The following is a 19,398-nucleotide window of genomic DNA, read 5'->3' as shown; positions in this document are numbered from 1 at the left end:
CAGTCCATGATCATGTTTCGAACCCCGTCTGAAGCACTCATGATGTGTAGAGACTGACCCAATTCCCATCATCTGGTTCACAGGATACGGAACCTGACGGAGGGGATGATGATTGTTCATCGTAATTCCCTCATGGCTATGCATTATTTCAACTCAGCGATGATTTATCTCAGATAAACTTTGGCAGTGAGCGAAAACATGCATTCCATTAAAATCAAAGTCGTGCTGGCCAGCATTCTGGCTATCTTTCTTGCGGGCAGTATGCTGATTACTGCTGGTTATTACTCGTTTCAGGGGCAGGTCTGGCAAAATTTAACCCGGGAAACCCGGCATACATTTGATGGCTACGCATTCGGGATTGGTCAATGGTTTCAAGCGAAACAATCCGGGATGACGGCATTGGCAGAAACCTTAGGGGATGCGGATGCTGAAAATATTCATCAGGTTCTGACGCAAGCCAAACAAGCGTCTGGATTTCTGCTGACTTATTTTGGTACGTCAGAGGGGAACATGTACCGCCATGACCCGACGCTAATCAGCCCTGCGGGATTTGATCCCCGTCAACGGAGCTGGTATTTGGCTGCAAAAGCAGAACAGCGCCAGATCACGACGGCCCCCTTTGTGAGTGCTTCGGCAAAAAAACTGGTGGTTGCGATTGCCGAACCTGTGATGCGTGAGAACCAATGGATGGGGGCTGTGGGCGCAAATCTGGCTTTGGATGCGCTTTCCGATGATATTCATGCGATGGCCGTCCCCGGCGATGGTCAGGCGATGCTGGTGACGAATGATGGGTTGATTCTGGCGCATCAGAATACGCAGTGGAACCTCAGACAAATCAGTGAACTTGACCCGCAGTTGTCACCAGCAGTGATTCGCCATGCGACACAGCAGGACACCTTACAGGCGCTGACACTCGGGGGCCGGGCCAGTCAATTCATGGCGGTGCCAGTTGCAGGAACCAACTGGTCACTGGTGTTCATCATGGATGATGCGGCTTTAATCGCACCGATCAATCAGATTCTGGTGGAAGGCATTGTGATGGGGCTGGTGATTCTGGTGCTGGTCGCGGTTGGAGCCAGTGTTTTCTTAGGCTGGCTTTTACGAGAGTTGAAGCCGGTTTCCTTGGCACTGGAAGATATTGCTCAAGGTGAGGGGGATCTGACCGTTCGGGTTGAGAGTGTCAGCCGGGATGAAATCGGCCAGCTGGCGCAGCATTTCAATCTGTTTGTCAGCCGTCTGCACCAGATGGTGGGTGGTTTGCGTGAGATTACGCATGCGCTGAACCATCAAGCAGGTGCTGTCTCCGATGCTTCAGAAAGCCGTGCTCGTTCAATTCAGAACCAGCAGGATGATATTACCCAGGTTGCAACGGCACTGAGCCAGATGGCGATGGCAACGCAGGACATTGCGACGAATGCTGAGCAGACGGCAGAGACAGTCCGTCATCTGGTGGTGCTGAGTGAGGCATGCCAGCAGGATATGCGCGGCAACCAGCAGTCTGTCAATGAGCTGGCAGAAGACATGCAGCAGTCGGCTGTGCTGATTGGCGACCTGGAACAGCAGGGTCAGCGGATCGGGGGTATTATTTCGACCATCAGTGACATTGCTGAGCAGACGAATTTACTGGCACTGAATGCGGCGATTGAAGCAGCCCGGGCGGGTGAACAGGGGCGGGGGTTTGCTGTGGTGGCAGATGAAGTGCGGGTGTTGTCGCAACGCACGCATGCCTCAACGGCGGAAATTCAGTCGATGATTCAGACCCTGCAACAGGTGACGAAACAGTCGGTGACTGCCATGGCATCTTCACAACAGAAAGCCGGGGCATGTGCCCGTGAAACGGATATCGTGAGCAAGCGTCTGGCAGAGATGCATCAATCGGTCGGACAGATCAATCACCAGGCCATGCAGATTGCCGCGGGTGCAGAAGAGCAGTCGACGGTCACTGAAGCGATTCGTCAGAATGCCATGACGGTCAGTGAGGTGGCGGAGTCGCTGGCTGCAGATTCAGTTCAGGCGACAGAGCAGTCCAGCGCCTTGAAAAAACTGGCTGGCCGTATTGAAGGAGCCGTCGGGCAGTTCAAACTTTAAGGCACTGTGTGGGAACAAAGGGAAGACAGCTCAGAATGGGCTGTCTTTATCAAGGTCGGCCGCAATTCCGGAGATGGCGAGTGCCAGCGTGGATTTTACAATCTGCTTCTGGCGGCCATCTTGTCATTTTTTTGAATTGATGACGCGAATGCATCGTGCGCTGAATGACTGGATTGTTTTTGCCTGAATCGTGACATAAATAAGAAGGGGGCTCCTGTGTGAACAGGAACCCCCTTCTCGGAACAAAAGCAAAAGTGTTGCGCTTAGTTCATGCCGTACTTTTTCAGTTTCTTACGCAGCGTACCGCGGTTGATGCCCATCATGGTTGCAGCGCGGGTTTGGTTACCACGGGTGTATTGCATGATGGTGTCCAGCAGGGGTTGCTCAACTTCTGCCAGTACAAGCTCGTACAGATCATCGACGTCCTGACCATTCAGCTGGGCGAGATAGTTCTTTAGCGAGGCTTTGACGGAGTCACGCAGAGGCTTCTGAGTGATTTGGTCTTGAGAAGTGACAGTAGTCACTGTAAGTGCTTCGGAAGTCAGATTTTGTTCGAACATATTCTGTAAGCTCTTCTGGTATTTATGCAACGTTGTCGAAGTAGCCTTGCAGCGCATCGAGCTGCTGTTGGGCATCCTCGATAGCGTTGAAGGTCCGGCGGAAATCACCTGCAGTAGCCTGTTCTTTGAGATACCAAGACACGTGTTTGCGTGCAATGCGTAGCCCCTGGTACTCCCCGTAAAAGGCGTGGAGTGCCTGAACATGCTCCATCAGAATGCTGCTGACCTCTTCAAAGGAAGGCGCAGGCAAGTGTTTACCGGTTGTTAAGTAATGTTGGATTTCGCGAAAAATCCAGGGTCTGCCCTGTGCAGGGCGACCAATCATCAAGGCATCGGCCCCGGTATAATCCAGGACAAAGCGTGCTTTTTCCGGCGAATCGATATCACCATTCGCAATCACAGGAATCGACACCGCCTGTTTCACTGCCTTGATGTAATCGTATTCCGCTTCCCCTTTGTACATACAGGCTTTGGTTCTGCCATGCAGCGCCAGGGCCTGAATGCCACAGTGTTCAGCGAGCTGTGCGATCGCGACACAGTTTCGGTTCTCTGTATCCCAGCCGGTCCGTGTTTTGAGCGTCACAGGGACGTCCACGGCGTTCACCACGGCCTTGAGGATATCCTCGACAAGGTCTGGGTACTGCAGCAGGGCAGAGCCTGCCAGGCGCTTGTTCACTTTCTTGGCCGGACAACCCATGTTGATATCAATGATCTGAGCGCCGTGCGCCACGCTGAAGCGGGCGGCGTCGGCCATCTGCTGGGGATCAGCCCCGGCAATCTGTACCGAACGGAGACCAGACTCACCTTCATGTACCATGCGGTTGAGCGACTTGGCGGTTTTCCAAACGTCTGGGTTCGCAGACATCATTTCGCTGACGGCCATACCTGCGCCGTGACGCAGACACAGCTCCCGAAACGGACGATCGGTCACGCCCGCCATGGGGGCGACAATTAACGGGTTGTCTAATTGATAAGGACCGATCTTCAACATCTGTTCCTGACTATGCCAGTAAGGGCGCGCATTTTACGCATTTTTTGTGGTGCTGAAAAGGCCAATATTTGAGCATCCCGGATTTGACTTGTAAAAGGTCATGGAATTCATGGAATTGCTCACAAAATGCGCAACAGCAAATTTATCCGGTTTAGCCTTTTTGGCCTGAGATCCGGCACCATTCTTCACGGGCGGCAATCGGATCCAGCGTCAGTTCATCGCTGTAGTGGCTGGCTACATCTTCTGCCTGGCTTTCCAGCACACCGGAAATGGCCAGCAGGCCGCCATCTTTAACCAGACTTTTGATCACCGGCGATAGTTCGCGCAGCGGACCGGCCAGAATGTTGGCAACCACAACATCAGCTTGCAGGTTTTCCGGCTGGTCTTGTGGCAGATAAAGTTCCAGACGCTCAGCCACACCGTTGCGTTCGGCGTTGTCACGGGAGGCCTGGATCGCTTGCGGATCGATGTCGATGCCGATGACTTTGGCTGCGCCCAGTTTGAGTGCGGCAATTGCCAGAATGCCGGAGCCGCAGCCGAAATCGATCACGGTTTTTCCGGTCAGATCCTGACTGTCCAGCCACTCCAGACACAGAGAGGTGGTCGGGTGCGTCCCGGTGCCGAATGCCAGACCCGGATCCAGCAAAACATTCACTGCGTTTGGTTCAGGGGCTTCACGCCAGCTTGGACAGATCCACAGACGGGTTCCGAATTTCATAGGGTGGAAGTTATCCATCCACTCACGTTCCCAGTCTTTATCTTCCAGTTGTTCGACTTTACAGGCGAAATCGTCGGCCAGCAGCGGGCTGTGTTTCAGCAGGCTGAGCACCATGTCCATATCGCTTTCTGCGTCGTACAGACCAACGACATCCGTATCGCCCCACAGACGGGTTTCGCCCGGCAGTGGCTCAAAAACCGGAGTGTCATGGGCGTCGAGAAAAGTGACCGAGAGGGCACCGGTTTCTTCCATCAGCAGATCACCAATGGCTTCGGCATTGGCGGCGGTGGCATTCAGTTTCAGTTGAATCCAAGGCATGGGTACATTCGCTTTCAAAGGGACTGTGGTTCAAGGCCGCGGAGTGTAGCACGAAAAGTAGTCAGTCCGCATCAGCTTCCTGATGCGCATGGCAGAGGATACTGACTCGATAAGAAAAAACAGCACCAAATGGCGCTGTTTTATATTCTTATAGTGAATCAAACCTGAGGCTGTAAGTTTGGCTGCCGTGTTGGCCAGGCATAACTGCCGGCGATAAAGCTGATCAGACCGACCAGCAACGTTGGGACAATGGCATGCATCCCGCCAAGATCGGGTTTGAAGACAGACAATGCAATGTAGCAGCCCAGCCCGGTCAGCATGGAGGTAAAGGCACCAGCGGCAGAGGCTTTTTCCCAGTAAAGCCCCAGTACCAGCGGCCACAAAAAGACCGCCTGCATCCCACCGAAAGCCAACAGGTTGAGCCAGATGATCATGTCTGGCGGATTGGTTGCGGCAACAAAAACCAGTACGGAAAAAATGCCGGTCACCCAGAGCGACAATTTCGGCAGTTTTGCGGTGATCTCCGATTCTTGTCCTGCTTTCGGGTTGATGTAGTTGAGATACAGATCTTTGAGCAGTGTGGCGGATGCCTGAATCAGCTGGGAGTCGATGGTTGACATGATGGCCGCCATCGGCCCGGCCAGAAAAATACCGGCCACCACAGGTGGCAGCACCGTCATCATCAGTGTTGGCATGATCTGATCCGGTGTGGCGATGTCTGGCACAATGGCCCGGCCCAGTGCGCCGGCAAGGTGCATGCCGAGCATCAGAAAAGCGACCATGATGGTACTGATCACCATGCCGTGGTGCAGGGACTTACTGTCTTTGTAAGACATACAGCGCACGGCGGCATGAGGCAGGCCAATCACGCCGAAGCAGACCAGCACCCAGAAGCTGAACATCAAGGGTTGCGACAGAAAGTTGTCTGGTCCATATGGGGAAATCAATGCCGGATCAATCTGGTGCAGCGTTGTCACCAGCTCTCCCACACTGCCACCGGCATGAATCATTCCGGCCAATAAAGCCAGCGTTCCGATGATCATCATGATGCCCTGAAGCGTGTCTGTCATGACCACGGCCCGGAATCCGCCAATGGTGGTGTACAGCCCCACGGTGGCGGCAAAGATCATCAGTCCCTGTGAATAAGACAGGCCGGTGACGGTTTGCAACAGCCGGGCACCGCCGACAAACTGAACGACCATGGTGCCGAAAAATGCCAGCAGCAATGCCAGAGAAGCAAAAATCACCACACCACGATTCTGGTAGCGAGCGTAGAGCATGTCATTCAGAGTCAGGGCGTTGTGTCTGCGGGCTTCGATGGCAAATTTTTTCCCCAGTACGCCCAGAGTCAGCCAGGCAGCGGGCAACTGGATCATCGCCAGCAAGACCCAGCCCAGACCCATCTTGTAGGCTGCGCCGGGACCACCGATAAAGGAACTGGCACTGGCATAGGTTGCGGCCAGCGTCATCGCCAGTACAAAACCGCCCATGCTGCGGCTTCCCAGCAGGTATTCACTCAGAAAGCCGCTATCTTGTTGTGTCCGGCGTCGGGTGAAGTAAGCCAGTGCAAACACAGCCATCAAATACAGAATGAGCGGGATCAGCAGTTGACTATTCATTGGTATATGCCTCTTCATCATCAGCATCAACGGTGAGCGGCATATCCTGATAAATGTATTTCACCATCAGTGCGCACAGCACCGTAAAGAGGACCGGGCCAACGAGGCAGGCAAGCAGGAACCAGAGCGGAAAGCCCCAGTAAAGTTCTGGCAGGCCGGTTTGTGCCGGATCCGGTGCAAAGAAATAGGCGGCACCATACCACCACAGGAAGTAGGCCACAGCCAGCCCCAGCGCCCATCTGGCTTCTCTGTGCGCCTGCCGGTATCGGGTAGAAAGTGTCTTCATACTGAAGTTCCTGTCGTCCGTTTTCGAACTTAAATATCGGGAAATGGCGTCGAAAACGGCTTAGAAGTCTGTGAAAAAGGGTTTAACGATCAAGAAAGGACGTTATTGTGTCAAATGATGTCGGGTGGTGCCAGAGGCGTTGTGCATGAAGTTTAGGAAAAACAAAAGGCTGCCCGAAGGCAGCCTGATTCTGTGGAAAACTGAGGTGCTTATTGCAGGCCCAGTTTTTTCTCCAGATAGTGAATGTTCGCGCCACCATGCTGGAAGTTCTCGTCTGCCATGATGTCTTTTTGCAGCGGAACGTTGGTTTTGATGCCGTCAATGATCATCTCGTTCAGGGCATTGCGCATACGCGAAATGGCCACATCACGGTTCTCACCGTAAGCAATCAGTTTGCCGATCATGGAATCGTAGTGCGGCGGTACTGTGTAGCCAGCGTAGATGTGGGATTCCCAACGGATACCCATACCACCTGGTGGGTGGAAACGCTCGATCTTGCCCGGAGAAGGCAGGAAACGCACTGGATCTTCGGCATTGATACGGCACTCAATTGCGTGACCACGCAGGTGAATGTCGCTCTGGCTGAATGACAGCGGCTGACCGGCAGCAATACGCAGCTGCTCTTTGATCAGGTCAACGCCGGTTACCATTTCAGTCACAGGGTGCTCAACCTGAATCCGGGTGTTCATTTCAATGAAATAGAACTCGCCGTTTTCGTACAGGAATTCGAATGTACCTGCACCGCGGTAGCCGATTTCGATACATGCACGGGTACAACGCTCACCGATGTACTTACGCATTTCTTCGGTGATGCCTGGTGCCGGTGCTTCTTCAACCACTTTCTGGTGACGACGCTGCATTGAACAGTCACGTTCGCCCAGGTGGATTGCACCGCCCTGGCCATCAGCCAGAACCTGCACTTCGATATGGCGTGGGTTTTCCAGGAATTTCTCCATGTACACCATGTCGTTGCTGAACGCAGCTTTGGCTTCCGCACGGGTCATGGCAATGGACTGCACCAGATCCGCTTCTTTGCGAACCACGCGCATACCACGACCGCCGCCGCCGCCGGACGCTTTGATGATCACCGGATAACCGATACGCTTCGCGATCGATTTGTTCTTCGCTTCATCGTTGCCCAGCGGGCCGTCAGAGCCCGGAACACAAGGGACACCGGCTTTCTTCATGGCGTTGATCGCAGAAACCTTGTCACCCATCAGGCGAATGGTTTCAGCTTTCGGACCCACGAAGATGAAGCCTGAACGCTCAACTTGCTCGGCAAAGTCAGCATTCTCAGACAGGAAGCCGTAACCCGGGTGGATAGCAACAGCACCGGTGACTTCCGCCGCACTGATAATGCGAGGAATATTCAGGTAGCTGTCTGTACCCCGTGCAGGGCCGATACAGATGGATTCATCTGCCAGCAGCACGTGTTTCAGATCGCGGTCGGCAGTGGAGTGCACAGCCACCGTTTTGATCCCCAGCTCTTTACAGGCACGCAGAATTCGCAGGGCGATTTCGCCGCGGTTTGCGATGACTACTTTATCTAACATAAGCGCCCCAGTTACTCGATGATAACCAGCGGTTGATCGAACTCAATCGGATCACCATTTTCAGCCAGGATTGCAACGACAGTACCGGCTTTGTCGGCTTCGATTTGGTTCATCATCTTCATTGCTTCAACGATGCACAGCGTATCGCCGACGTTCACGCTCTGACCCACTTCAACAAATGGCTTCGCTTCCGGGCTTGGTGCACGGTAGAAAGTACCCACCATTGGTGACAGAACTTTGTGGCCCGCAGGCTCAGCAGCGGCAGGTGCTGCTGGTGCAGCGGCTTCAACGGGTGCAGCAGGTGCTGGCGCAGCAACAGGCGCCGGCGCAGCAGCGTAAACTTGTGCAGCAGGCGCGACAGTCGAGGTACGACTGATGCGTACGGACTCTTCACCTTCAGAGATTTCCAGTTCAGAGATGCCTGATTCTTCTACCAGTTCGATAAGTTTCTTGATCTTGCGAATATCCATGTATCTGTTCTCTTTATGTTTGTTCATTGAGCGTTCTGAAGGCGGCGCACAGCTGCCTCCAGGGCGAATTCATAACCATCAGGACCCAGGCCGCAGATCACTCCGATTGCCTTGTCAGACAGATAAGAGTGATGGCGGAAAGGCTCGCGGGCATGCACATTAGACAAATGTATTTCAATAAACGGGATCGCCACACCCAGCAGTGCATCACGGATGGCGACGCTGGTATGGGTGTAAGCTGCCGGATTGATGAGGATAAAATCCACCTTGCCGTGTGCCTGGTGGATGGCCTCAATCAGTTCATGTTCTGCATTGGACTGCAGGTGGTCTAGTGTCACGCCCAGATTCGCGGCTTTGGCACTCAGGTTTGCAACAATCTGATCCAGCGTCTGCTGGCCGTAGTGGCCAGGCTCTCTCAGGCCCAGCAAATTCAGATTGGGTCCGTTCAGTAGTAAAATACGGTAATTAGTCGACATATTCAGTTATCTATACTCGTTCTTGACCTGTTCTTGCCGAATCAAGTGTCAAAGCACAAAAAAACTGTGACTTTGCTTCCTTTCATGCAAACCATCACGGCTTTAAACCTGTTTGTCGCTCAATTATAGAGAATTCAGCGCAATTCGCAGCAAAATACTGGTCTAATCACCGCTTTTTTGACCTTACATCTGTACGCAGAAGGCACGTTTTTCGGCGTGTTGCCTGCATTTTCATCGCTGCTTCAGTAAGATAGCTACCTGATTGCGTCCACTTAGAACATAAGCGGCCAATCGTGTTGAATCTTAATCGGTTTTGCTGAAAATCACGGCAGGATGCTGCAGGTTCTCAAAAGTTACTCTGTAATTGTGTCAGACACCGGGAGGTTGCGGAGAGTTCCCGGACGGAATGCGGGATGAGGGCTGATTGGCATTTTCAAACCCGAAATCGGGACAAAAAAGCCGCCTGACGGCGGCTAGGAATAAGCACTTGATTTGAATTCCGCCGGTCAGACGACCTTTTCTTTTTCAGCAATCAGTTTATCAACGACGCTTGGATCGGCCAGGGTGGAGGTGTCTCCCAGCGAACCTGTATCTCCGGTCGCGATTTTGCGCAGAATTCGGCGCATGATCTTACCGGAACGGGTTTTCGGCAGGGCGTCGGTCCAGTGCAGGAAGTCTGGTGTTGCAATCGGGCCGATTTCTTTCCGCACCCAGTCTTTCACTTCTTTATGAAGCTCGGCGGTTGGCACCACGCCATCATTCAGCGTGATATAAGCGTAGATGGCCTGACCTTTGATGTCGTGCGGGACGCCGACAATCGCCGCTTCAGCGATCTTATCGAAAGCGACCAGTGCCGATTCAATTTCTGCGGTCCCCATCCGGTGACCGGAAATGTTCAGGACATCATCTACACGGCCAGTGATCCAGTAATAGCCGTCTTCATCGCGGCGAGCGCCGTCACCGGTAAAGTACATGCCTTTAAAGGTTGAGAAGTAAGTCTGCTCGAATCGGTCGTGATCGCCCCACAAGGTGCGCATCTGGCCCGGCCAGCTGTCCAGGATCACCAAATTACCTTCGGTCGCACCGTCAAGGATATTCCCCATGTTGTCGACCAGCGCAGGCTGAACGCCAAAGAACGGGCGAGTCGCCGAACCCGGTTTCAGTTCTGTCGCCCCCGGGAGTGGCGTGATCAGAATGCCGCCGGTTTCGGTTTGCCACCAGGTGTCCACAATCGGGCAGCGGCTGTCACCGATGGTCCGGTAATACCATTCCCAGGCTTCCGGGTTAATCGGCTCACCAACAGAACCCATGATGCGAAGTGAGGTGCGTTGTGTACCTTCAATGGCCTCGTTGCCTTTGGCCATGAGCGCACGGATTGCCGTTGGCGCGGTATAGAGAATATTGACCTGATGTTTGTCGACCACTTCGCTCATGCGCGCTGTCGACGGGTAATTAGGCACCCCTTCGAACAGCAGGGTCGTCGCGCCGTTTGCCAGCGGGCCGTAAACCAGATAGCTGTGACCGGTGATCCAGCCCACATCGGCGGTACACCAGTACACTTCGCCTTCCTGATAGTCGAAGACGTACTTAAAGGTCATGGTGGCATACACCAGATAACCGCCGGTAGTATGCAGAACGCCTTTCGGTTTGCCGGTTGAGCCAGAGGTATAAAGGATAAACAGCGGGTCTTCCGCGTTCATTGGCTCAGGATCGCACTGCGCCGGAACGGTTGCAGTTGCTTCATGCCACCAGACATCTCGGTTGCTGTCCCATGCAACTGAATTGCCGGTCCGTTTGAAGACCACCACTTTTTCAACGCTGTCGACTTCCGGGTTTTTCAGGGCATCATCCACATTCTTTTTCAGTGGCACAATTCGACCACCACGGACACCCTCATCGGCGGTGACCACGACTTTTGCTTTGGAATCGATGATTCGGCCAGCCAGTGCTTCCGGAGAGAATCCTCCAAAGACAATCGTATGAACGGCACCGATCCGGGTACAGGCCAGCATGGCAACTGCGGCTTCAGCGACCATCGGCATATACAGGCACACGACATCGCCCTTCTGGACGCCCTGATCTTTCAGCGCGTTGGCAAACTGGCAGACTTGCTGATGAAGTTCGTTGTAGGTCAGGGTGGCATCGTCACTTGGGTCATCGCCTTCCCAGATGATGGCTGGTTGATTGCCCCGGGTTGCCAGGTGACGGTCAAGGCAGTTGGCGGAAACGTTCAGGGTGCCATCTTCAAACCAGTTAATACTGACATGGCCGGTATCGAAAGAGGTTTGTTTCACTTTGGTGTAAGGGGTGATCCAGTCAATGATTTTGCCTTGCTCGCCCCAGAAAGCTTCCGGGTTGCTGACAGACTGCTGATACATCTCGCGGTATTGCTCTTCCGTGATATGAGCCCGCTCAGCAATCTGCTGATTGACAGGGTAAATGTGAACCTCACTCATTCTATTCTCCTTGTGTTTCCGTCATCGTCCTGAGCGGACCGGATCAATCGCTTTTTCTTAACTTGTTCCAGATTGCGTACTTCCTCAATTAGACTTTAGGATGAGTGTGCGCTGTCATGACTTTTTCTTCGGGCTTACATCGGGTTGCATCGTGCTGAGCGGACTGGTTCGAAAAAACGGCGGCGATGTCAGGCAGGGCAGATCCCCGTGTTTCAGCCGGACATAAATCAGTGCAGCGGTGATACTGTCCTGCAGGGCATCGTGCCGCTCGCTCTGTGGCAGATCCAAATGACGGCTGATGGCTTCCAGACTTAAATCATAGCTGGTATTGGGTAACTGGCGTTCCAGTTGTTCATGGTACAGGTGACTGACTTCTACAAGCCGGTTGGGCAGGGCGAAACCAAACAGTCGCCTGAAGTAGCGATCAAGGATCGCCTTGTCATAGCGGATATGGTAACCCACTAAGGGGCGGTTCCCGATAAAGGCGAGCAGTTGCGTCAGCGCTTCGCGGGCATCCAGCCCGTGTTTCAGATCCTGATGGCGCAGCCTGTGAATTGTGACGGAATCGGCATTCAGGCTGTCGGGCGGACTCAGGGTCAGATGCAGTGAGGTGCTGGTCAGGATCCGGTTGGCCCGGATGCGGGTTGCAGCAATCGTGACCAGCTCTGCGCTGGCCGGATCCAGGCTGGTGGTTTCACAGTCGAGCGACACCAGTTCTTCACCACGGTAACGCTCAAACAAGGCTTTGATTGGATGCTGGCGGAATTTGTACTGATACCACCAGCGACGCAGTATATTCATGTGCTTTTCACCGTGTCCGGCTATCAGTCCCTGAGCTGGTAATGATAGCTGAGCCATTCCTTAAATTTCTTAACCACATGCAGACTGTGGCGTAAGACATCCCGTTCTGCCCGGCTCAGCACAGCCAGATCCAGCTGGTGCTGCTGACCGGCCGATTGGCTTTCATCGTTCAGACTGAGCTGCTGCCGGAGCCGGAGTCGGATAAACAGCTTGAGGGCTTCACTCAGATTTGAAGCCGTTGTCGGTTCCAGAACCTTGCGTTGTTCAAGAGCCGTCAGGCGGTTGAAGGTATTGGTTTCGGCCACGTCATATTCCAGCGCAAGTGTCCGGATGCCATGAACAATCGGAAAGATACCGCCTCGCTTGATATCCGGCCCGTGTTTACTGCGTTTGATCTGGCCGAACAGGGTCAGGGGCACACTGAATTTCATCGCCGGGCGTGCAAAGGTCGACAGCAGTAATTCCTGACTGGCAAGGCGCTGGTGCAGGGTCTGTGTCACCGGTTCCAGCAGGTTCCGGTTGCCCGCCACAGCCTGTGCATCAGCCAGAATTGCCAGCGTCATCATGGCGTTTTCATCGCCCTGTTCACAGCATTGCCGGATGCGATGCTGCCAGCCGGAGACGCTGTGGACCCAGTCCGGGTGGCTGACCATGACCTTGCCGGGACAGGTCGGATAGCCCAGTTTGCACAGGGTGTCACTCAGGGTCGACATCACCGTGTGGCAGTCGGGCCAGTCGACCCCGTCAGCGAGGATCAGGGCATTGTCCTGATCCGTTTTCAGAATCTGTTCACCGCGTCCTTCCGAGCCCAGCACCAGCAGACAGCATTGTTCCTGCCGTTCTGCCGGAACCACCAGCTGGAAAGCTTTCTCAATGATCTGTTCGTTAATACTGGCAATCAGCGCCATGATAAAACGAGTGTGGATGCCGTTGTTAAACAGGGTTTGCACCAGAGCCGGCTGACTTTCCGAAGCCAGGGCCAGTTCTTCAATGCTGGTGGCCCGGGCAATGCGCAGCGCCAGCACATGGGAATGGGTGGAAAACAGGCTCAGAACCTGGGTCATGTCCAGCATCCCGGCGATGTCTTCATCCTGAGTGATCAGGACCCGTTTCACCCGGTGCCGGGTCATGGCAATCATGGCATTGAACAGGTAATCCCCCAGTTCAATGCGGATCACTGGCGTGGTTGCTATCTGGCTGACCGGTGTACTGCTGGCTTTGCCGTCCAGCATCACAGCATGCAGGAGATCGGTTCGGGTGATGATGCCAAACCGGTGCGGTGCGTTGTCTGGCAGAGCGATAACAGCGGCATCGCAGTTTTGCTGTTGCATCCGGGCAGTGGCCGTGTGCAGGTCGGTCTCCGCACTCAGTTTCAGGCAAGGCTGAATATTGTCCGGGCGGATGCGGGTCAGAATGAATTCGGCCAGATTCGGCTGGCGATGGGCCTGCTCCAGTAATTGCTGGCGGGTCGCCAGATTGGTATCGAAATATGCGGCGAAATCCGGGTTCTGTTGATAAAACTCGGCAAAAATGGGTTGCGGGAGCAGATAGCACAGGGTGTCTTCAACCGCACGGTACTGGTGACGACTGTGGCCGCTGAGCTGGGCCCGAACATCAAACAGATCGTCTGTGGTGTAGTGCGCGTAGTGCTCCTGCTGATCGGCGGACGTTTCTTCAACGCTCCCTTTCAGAATGATATACAGCGACTGACAGGATGCGCCGACCTGAATAATGACTTCGCCCGCACGAAAATAGGCAACATCCAGCGCGTTGACCAGCCGGGATTGCTGGCTGACATCCAGCCGGTCAAAAGGGATCAGCGACGTATTGAAAGGTTGCGGCATGGCTTTCTCGCTCCGTTGGACTGCCATGGATTGTCGACCCGTTTATGGCCGGCACTGGCCTTGTCATGTTAGCCGGACAAGGTCAGTTTCTTTGATGCAGTTCTGTGGTGCAGTGTCGCCCAGTCGCCGGGTTTGCTCCAGCCGACTTTAGTCTAGCGCCTTGTCTGCGGCACGTTCAGCAAGGGGCGACATTCCTCTGAAACAGGCTTTTCTGTGGTTTGCACAACAGGCATACTGTCTGTTCTTTTTTAATGCAGCAGGAATGTCGGGAATGTTGAGAAGTAGCCCGTTTGGCTGGACCGCACAGTATATGTTCGGTTTTTACTTTAACTATGGCGTGTACTTACCGTTTTGGGCGGTCTGGCTCGACGCGTTGGGAATCCCGGCCGGAGACATCGGCCTGCTGCTGGGGTTGGGACTGGGGGTGCGCTGTTTTGCCAATATGGTTTTGACCCCCAGGGTACACCGCGTTGAGCACCTGCTGCCTGCCCTGCGATGGCTGGCTTTGTTCAGTCTGATCTGCTGCGCGGCCTTTGTGATGGTCAGCGGCAATCTCATTGCCCTGACTGCAGTGATCGTCTTGTTTAACTTGCTGGTCGGTCCGGTCATTCCGCTGTCTGACAGTCTGGCCAATTACTATGCCAAACAGGGGCATTTAGACTATGGTCGAACCCGGTTGTGGGGGTCGATTGCCTTTATCGTCGGCTCAACCATTGCTGGTTTGGCTGCTGCAGAACTCGGGTCTCAGGTGATCCCCTGGGTGGCGATGCTGGGATTGGGGGCGGCATTACTGCTGTCGCTGCGTCAGCCGACGGTGCTGCCTGCTGAAGCGGAGACCCAGCGCATGGCGAGACCACCCTTGATGGGCTTTCTGCGCGATCGCCGGGTGCTCCGTTTTCTGTTGATTGTGGCATTGCTACAGGGCAGCCATGCGGCGTATTACAGCTTTAGTGCGATGTACTGGAAGTCGATTGGTTACAGTGAAGCGATCAGCGGTTACCTGTGGAGCTTCAGTGTGATGGCTGAAATCGCTGTATTTGCCATGAGTAAGCGACTGTTCGCGGGCTGGAGCGTGGCGGCCATGTTCCGGCTGGCCGCTGCAGGCGTGTTGTTGCGCTGGGGGCTGACGGCGACCATGACAGATCTGCCGATGCTGGTGCTGACGCAGGCGCTGCACGGAGTGACGTTTGCTGCCGCGCATCTGGCTGCCATCCGCTATATTCAGCATGCAGAGAGTCATCAGATGGTTGCCCTGCAGGCGCTGTACAATGCCTTGCCGCTGGGCGCGGTGATGGCGGCACTGACCACCCTCAGTGGCTGGGGCTATGGCTGGTGGGGCGCCGATGTCTTCTGGCTGATGGCGTTGATGGGGCTGCCGGTACTGCTGATGAAGATTGATGAAACCCCGGCGGAAGACGCAGTCCCTGCCAGAGAAGCAGTGTAAACTCAGCCACCGGAACGCTGACGTCATGGGAACGGTCAGTAAACAGCTCACCTTAGCGTGAGGTAATACCGGCCCCCGGATGCGGGCCGGTATCAAGGACGACAGACAGGGAGATCTGATGGAGCAGGGATGGATCGTGGTGCCGGTATCGCTGGCTTATCTGGGACTATTGTTTCTGATTGCCTGGTACGGCGATAAACACACAGGGTGGATGTCTCGCTGGCGGCCCTGGATCTATAGCCTGTCGATCGCGGTCTATTGCACCTCCTGGACATTCTACGGTACGGTCGGGCAAGCCAGTCGCGACCTGTGGTCTTTTCTGCCGATTTATCTGGCACCGATCCTGGTGTTTACCTTTGGCTGGCGGATTTTCGCCCGGCTGATCCTGATCGCCAAGCGCGAACACATCACTTCCATTGCCGATTTTATTGCTGCCCGCTACGGCAAGTCGCAGGGGCTGGCGGTGCTGGTGACCCTGATCGCCGTCGTCGGCATCCTGCCTTATATCGCCCTGCAACTGCGGGGAATCACTATGGGGCTGGCGCAGGTTGCCCCGGAGCTGACCCAGAGTGGTCGTCTGAATGACGGCGACATTGCCTGGCTGGTGACGCTGGCGCTGACCGCCTTTACCGTTCTGTTCGGAACCCGTCATCTGGATACCACGGAACACCACCGCGGCATGATGATGGCTGTGGCCTTTGAGTCGCTGGTCAAGCTGGCAGCTTTTCTGGTGGTGGGCCTGTTTGTGATGTTGCTGTGGTGGGAAATCCCGGCACTGGAACTGACCCGGCTGGATGCGTCGCTTCTGCCGTCGATGGATTTAAATCTGGGCAGCTTTATTATTCATACCCTGCTCACCATGACGGCCATTATCTGTCTGCCCCGGCAGTTCCATACCACGGTCGTTGAAAACACCCATGCGCCTGATCTGCATCTGGCTCGCCGGGTTTTCCCGATTTACCTGCTGCTGATGGGACTCTTTGTGATCCCGCTGGCGCTTGCCGGGAAGGTGCTGCTGCCGGGCGTATCGGCAGACACTTATGTGATTAATCTGCCGTTGTTGCAGGGGGCAGATACCATTGCGCTGCTGGCGTTTCTTGGTGGCACGTCAGCCGCCAGCGGTATGGTGATTGTCTCGACCATTGCACTGGCGATCATGGCTTCAAATGATTTGGTGCTGCCGCTGCTGCTGCGCCGGCTGCGGGTATCCGGGCGCAATCATGCGGCTTTCTCCGGTTTACTGCTCAATATCCGCAGGGGACTGATCCTGTTGCTGCTGCTGGCAGCCTGGGGCTTTCATGAAGTGCTGGATGAGATCGAATCGTTGTCGGCGATCGGGCTGTTGTCATTTGCGGCGATTGCCCAGTTTGCTCCGGCACTGTTGGGAGGAATTTACTGGCGCGAAGGGAACCGCAACGGGGTCTATGCCGGGATGCTGGGCGGCAGTGCGATCTGGGTGATCACCCTGATGAGTCAGACTGGGATGCTGGCCGGCACGGCGGAAACCAACTTCTTGCTCTGGCTGCTGACCCCGCCGTCACTGCCTGTGCTTAATGCGCTCACGATTGTTGACTGGGGCATGCTGCTGAGTATGACCACAAACGTTGTGTTGTATGTGGTGATTTCGCTCGTGACCCGCTCGTCACTGACCGAACGTTTACAGGCCGCGACTTTTGTCGGAGCGCCGATGCCGGAGGCGGACGATGCCCGGCTGTATCAGGCTCGGGTGACGGTGTCTGAGCTGGAAATGCTGGCGGCCCGCTTTGTTGGCCGTAAGCGGGTGCGTCATGCCTTTTCTCAGTTTGCGCATCAGCATCAGGATGAATTCCTGCCGCAGCAACAGGCACCGGCGGCACTGATCCGTCATACCGAACGGGTGCTGGCGGGGGTTTTCGGCGCATCTTCTGCCCGGCTGGTGCTGACCTCAGCGCTACAGGGCCGCAATATGCAGCTTGAAGAAGTGGCAACCATTGTGGATGAGGCTTCTGAGCTGTTCGATTTCAGTCGCGGGCTGTTGCAGGGCGCGATTGAGCACATCAGTCAGGGCATTGCCGTGGTAGATAAGCAGCTTCGGCTGGTGGCCTGGAATCAGCGTTATCTGGAGTTGTTTTCCTTTCCACCGGGACTGATTCAGGTCGGACGGCCGATTGCCGATGTGATTCGTCATAATGCCCGGCAGGGACTGTGTGGCCCGGGCGATCCGGAAAAGCATGTTGAAAAACGGGTCCAGCATCTGAAGCGGGGGACAGCGCATACCTCATCCCGGATTCGGCCGGATGGCAGGGTGATTGAAGTGCAGGGTAACCCCATGCCCGGCGGTGGCTTTGTGATGAGCTTCACCGACATTACTGCTTTCCGTCAGGCCGAGGAAGCGCTCAAGGAAGCCAATGAGAACCTCGAAGCCCGGGTCCGGCAGCGCACGCAGGAGCTTGAACAGCTCAACCGTCGTCTGGTGTCTGCGACCCAGCAGGCTGAGCAACAGGCGCAGTCGAAGAGTAAATTTCTGGCGGCGGTCAGCCACGATCTGATGCAGCCGCTCAATGCGGCACGTCTGTTTTCGTCGTCACTGAGTGAGGTGGCGAAAGATGAAGAAAGTACCCGGCTGGCCCATCACATTGAAAGTGCGCTGGGCGCTGCGGAAGATCTGATTGGAGACTTGCTGGATGTATCTCGGCTGGAAGCGGGCAAGTTGCAGGTGAATGTGCATGTTTTCCCGCTCAGCGATGTGCTGGATAACCTGAAAGCCGAGTTCAGCGCACTGGCGAAACAGCAAGGGATTGACTTTGCTGTGGTCGACAGCCAGGCGCTGGTGCATTCCGATCCCAAACTGCTACGGCGGGCATTGCAGAATTTTCTGACCAATGCCTTCCGTTACAATCCGGGTGGTCAGGTACTGCTGGGTGTTCGTCGGGACGGCAGTCAGCTTCGCATTGAAGTGTGGGATAACGGTCCGGGGATCCCGGCCGAGAAGCAGGCCAATATTTTTGATGAGTTCACCCGCATTGACCGGGGACGGGGCGAGCACGGTCTCGGTCTCGGCTTAGCGATTGCCCGCGGGATCAGCCGGGTGCTGGATCATCCGCTGTCGCTGCGATCCTGGCTGGGCGAGGGAACGGTGTTCTCCTTGTCGGTCCGTCGCGGGCTGGCGGTTCAGATTCCGAAAACACCGGAGGCGGTGGCCCAGGTTCAGCCGCTGCCACTGTCCGGCACCCGGGTGCTCTGTGTCGATAATGAAAGGGATATCCTGACCGGCATGGAGAACCTGCTCAGCCGCTGGGGCTGTGAGGTTCGTCTGGCTGAGTCGGTGTCTGCCGCGCTGGCGCAGTGTGAGCAAGGCTGGGTGCCGGATGTGATCCTCAGTGATTATCATCTGACGAATCAGGAAACCGGGCTGGCGGTGCTGGAACAGTGTGAAGCGAGGCTGGGACGGGTCTTCAATGGGGTGGTGATCAGCGCCGACCGGATGCCGGAAACGCAGCAGACGATTCGCAGCAAGGGGTTTGCGTTTATCAGCAAGCCGGTGAAACCGCTCAAACTGCGCTCGCTGCTGAATCAGTATGCGCAGGCCAGGATCAGTTAAAACGTTTTGTTTGGTTTCACAATAGGATCTCCGTTTTTGCCGAACTTTCCATCAATATTTCGATGGCATCTCGTATTTTTTGTTAAAAATCAGTTGATTATCGTCATTCCCGCGCAGGCGGGAATCCACTGGGCACGAGATGAAAGTCATCTGCCAGAATCATTTTGCCCCCTCATCTTCCGCGTCGTTTTTCT

The 19,398-nt window shown here is 55.1% G+C and carries 14 protein-coding genes; 3 read left to right on the top strand and 11 right to left on the bottom strand.

What is annotated here, in order from left to right; genetic code table 11:
- Positions 1 to 198: 198 nt before the first annotated feature.
- The gene (locus EA58_RS08275) at positions 199 to 2,088 is read left to right on the top strand and encodes a methyl-accepting chemotaxis protein (RefSeq protein WP_036751301.1); all 1,890 of its coding nucleotides are present in this window, start codon (positions 199 to 201) and stop codon (positions 2,086 to 2,088) included.
- A 263-nt stretch (positions 2,089 to 2,351) separates the two neighbouring features.
- On the opposite strand, the gene fis is transcribed toward EA58_RS08275, so the two are convergent.
- From fis to EA58_RS08220, 11 genes are all read right to left on the bottom strand, one after another.
- Entirely contained in the window at positions 2,352 to 2,648 is a 297-nt protein-coding gene (fis, locus tag EA58_RS08270; protein ID WP_027254108.1) for a DNA-binding transcriptional regulator Fis, read from the bottom strand.
- A 22-nt stretch (positions 2,649 to 2,670) separates the two neighbouring features.
- Positions 2,671 to 3,636, bottom strand: a complete 966-nt coding sequence (dusB, locus tag EA58_RS08265) for a tRNA dihydrouridine synthase DusB (protein ID WP_036751347.1) — start codon at positions 3,634 to 3,636, stop codon at positions 2,671 to 2,673.
- A 154-nt stretch (positions 3,637 to 3,790) separates the two neighbouring features.
- A complete protein-coding gene (prmA, locus tag EA58_RS08260; RefSeq protein WP_036751298.1) occupies positions 3,791 to 4,675 on the bottom strand; it encodes a 50S ribosomal protein L11 methyltransferase in 885 nt (294 codons plus the stop codon).
- Between the two features lie 158 nt (positions 4,676 to 4,833).
- Positions 4,834 to 6,294: a sodium/pantothenate symporter gene (panF, locus tag EA58_RS08255; protein ID WP_036751296.1), complete on the bottom strand. Its 1,461-nt coding sequence runs from the start codon at positions 6,292 to 6,294 to the stop codon at positions 4,834 to 4,836.
- The gene (locus EA58_RS08250) at positions 6,287 to 6,580 is read right to left on the bottom strand and encodes a YhdT family protein (protein ID WP_036751294.1); all 294 of its coding nucleotides are present in this window, start codon (positions 6,578 to 6,580) and stop codon (positions 6,287 to 6,289) included. Before EA58_RS08250 ends, panF begins: the two co-directional genes overlap by 8 nt.
- A gap of 209 nt (positions 6,581 to 6,789) precedes the next feature.
- Entirely contained in the window at positions 6,790 to 8,133 is a 1,344-nt protein-coding gene (accC, locus tag EA58_RS08245; protein ID WP_036751292.1) for an acetyl-CoA carboxylase biotin carboxylase subunit, read from the bottom strand.
- 11 nt (positions 8,134 to 8,144) lie between these two features.
- On the bottom strand, positions 8,145 to 8,603 hold the full coding sequence (gene accB / locus EA58_RS08240; RefSeq protein ID WP_036751346.1) for an acetyl-CoA carboxylase biotin carboxyl carrier protein: 459 nt from the start codon (positions 8,601 to 8,603) through the stop codon (positions 8,145 to 8,147).
- A gap of 23 nt (positions 8,604 to 8,626) precedes the next feature.
- Entirely contained in the window at positions 8,627 to 9,079 is a 453-nt protein-coding gene (gene aroQ, locus EA58_RS08235; protein ID WP_036751290.1) for a type II 3-dehydroquinate dehydratase, read from the bottom strand.
- 506 nt (positions 9,080 to 9,585) lie between these two features.
- Positions 9,586 to 11,535, bottom strand: a complete 1,950-nt coding sequence (gene acs / locus EA58_RS08230) for an acetate--CoA ligase (protein WP_036751288.1) — start codon at positions 11,533 to 11,535, stop codon at positions 9,586 to 9,588.
- A 114-nt stretch (positions 11,536 to 11,649) separates the two neighbouring features.
- Positions 11,650 to 12,336, bottom strand: coding sequence for a 3'-5' exonuclease (locus tag EA58_RS08225; RefSeq protein WP_051641958.1), 687 nt, complete (start codon positions 12,334 to 12,336; stop codon positions 11,650 to 11,652).
- A gap of 23 nt (positions 12,337 to 12,359) precedes the next feature.
- Complete coding sequence (locus EA58_RS08220) at positions 12,360 to 14,180, bottom strand: DUF294 nucleotidyltransferase-like domain-containing protein (protein WP_036751285.1); 1,821 nt, start codon at positions 14,178 to 14,180, stop codon at positions 12,360 to 12,362.
- Between the two features lie 271 nt (positions 14,181 to 14,451).
- Between EA58_RS08220 and EA58_RS08215 the strand changes: the two genes are divergently transcribed.
- Together EA58_RS08215 and EA58_RS08210 are read left to right on the top strand one after the other, a co-directional pair.
- Positions 14,452 to 15,624: a 3-phenylpropionate MFS transporter gene (locus tag EA58_RS08215; RefSeq protein WP_036751283.1), complete on the top strand. Its 1,173-nt coding sequence runs from the start codon at positions 14,452 to 14,454 to the stop codon at positions 15,622 to 15,624.
- Between the two features lie 118 nt (positions 15,625 to 15,742).
- Positions 15,743 to 19,204: a PAS domain-containing hybrid sensor histidine kinase/response regulator gene (locus EA58_RS08210; protein ID WP_036751342.1), complete on the top strand. Its 3,462-nt coding sequence runs from the start codon at positions 15,743 to 15,745 to the stop codon at positions 19,202 to 19,204.
- Positions 19,205 to 19,398 lie beyond the last annotated feature (194 nt).

Source organism: Photobacterium galatheae (assembly GCF_000695255.1).
Classification (GTDB): Bacteria; Pseudomonadota; Gammaproteobacteria; order Enterobacterales; family Vibrionaceae; genus Photobacterium; species Photobacterium galatheae.
The sequence above is the reverse complement of the archived record's forward strand: the minus strand, read 5'-3'. Positions and strand labels throughout refer to the sequence as shown.

Bases quoted from the DNA above. Each gene is read 5' to 3' on its own strand.
- EA58_RS08275 (WP_036751301.1), top strand. From the start codon at position 199: ATGCATTCCATTAAAATCAAAGTCGTGCTGGCCAGCATTCTGGCTATC.
- fis (WP_027254108.1), bottom strand. From the start codon at position 2,648: ATGTTCGAACAAAATCTGACTTCCGAAGCACTTACAGTGACTACTGTC.
- prmA (WP_036751298.1), bottom strand. From the start codon at position 4,675: ATGCCTTGGATTCAACTGAAACTGAATGCCACCGCCGCCAATGCCGAA.
- panF (WP_036751296.1), bottom strand. From the start codon at position 6,294: ATGAATAGTCAACTGCTGATCCCGCTCATTCTGTATTTGATGGCTGTG.
- EA58_RS08250 (WP_036751294.1), bottom strand. From the start codon at position 6,580: ATGAAGACACTTTCTACCCGATACCGGCAGGCGCACAGAGAAGCCAGA.
- accC (WP_036751292.1), bottom strand. From the start codon at position 8,133: ATGTTAGATAAAGTAGTCATCGCAAACCGCGGCGAAATCGCCCTGCGA.
- accB (WP_036751346.1), bottom strand. From the start codon at position 8,603: ATGGATATTCGCAAGATCAAGAAACTTATCGAACTGGTAGAAGAATCA.
- aroQ (WP_036751290.1), bottom strand. From the start codon at position 9,079: ATGTCGACTAATTACCGTATTTTACTACTGAACGGACCCAATCTGAAT.
- acs (WP_036751288.1), bottom strand. From the start codon at position 11,535: ATGAGTGAGGTTCACATTTACCCTGTCAATCAGCAGATTGCTGAGCGG.
- EA58_RS08225 (WP_051641958.1), bottom strand. From the start codon at position 12,336: ATGAATATACTGCGTCGCTGGTGGTATCAGTACAAATTCCGCCAGCAT.
- EA58_RS08220 (WP_036751285.1), bottom strand. From the start codon at position 14,180: ATGCCGCAACCTTTCAATACGTCGCTGATCCCTTTTGACCGGCTGGAT.
- EA58_RS08215 (WP_036751283.1), top strand. From the start codon at position 14,452: ATGTTGAGAAGTAGCCCGTTTGGCTGGACCGCACAGTATATGTTCGGT.
- EA58_RS08210 (WP_036751342.1), top strand. From the start codon at position 15,743: ATGGAGCAGGGATGGATCGTGGTGCCGGTATCGCTGGCTTATCTGGGA.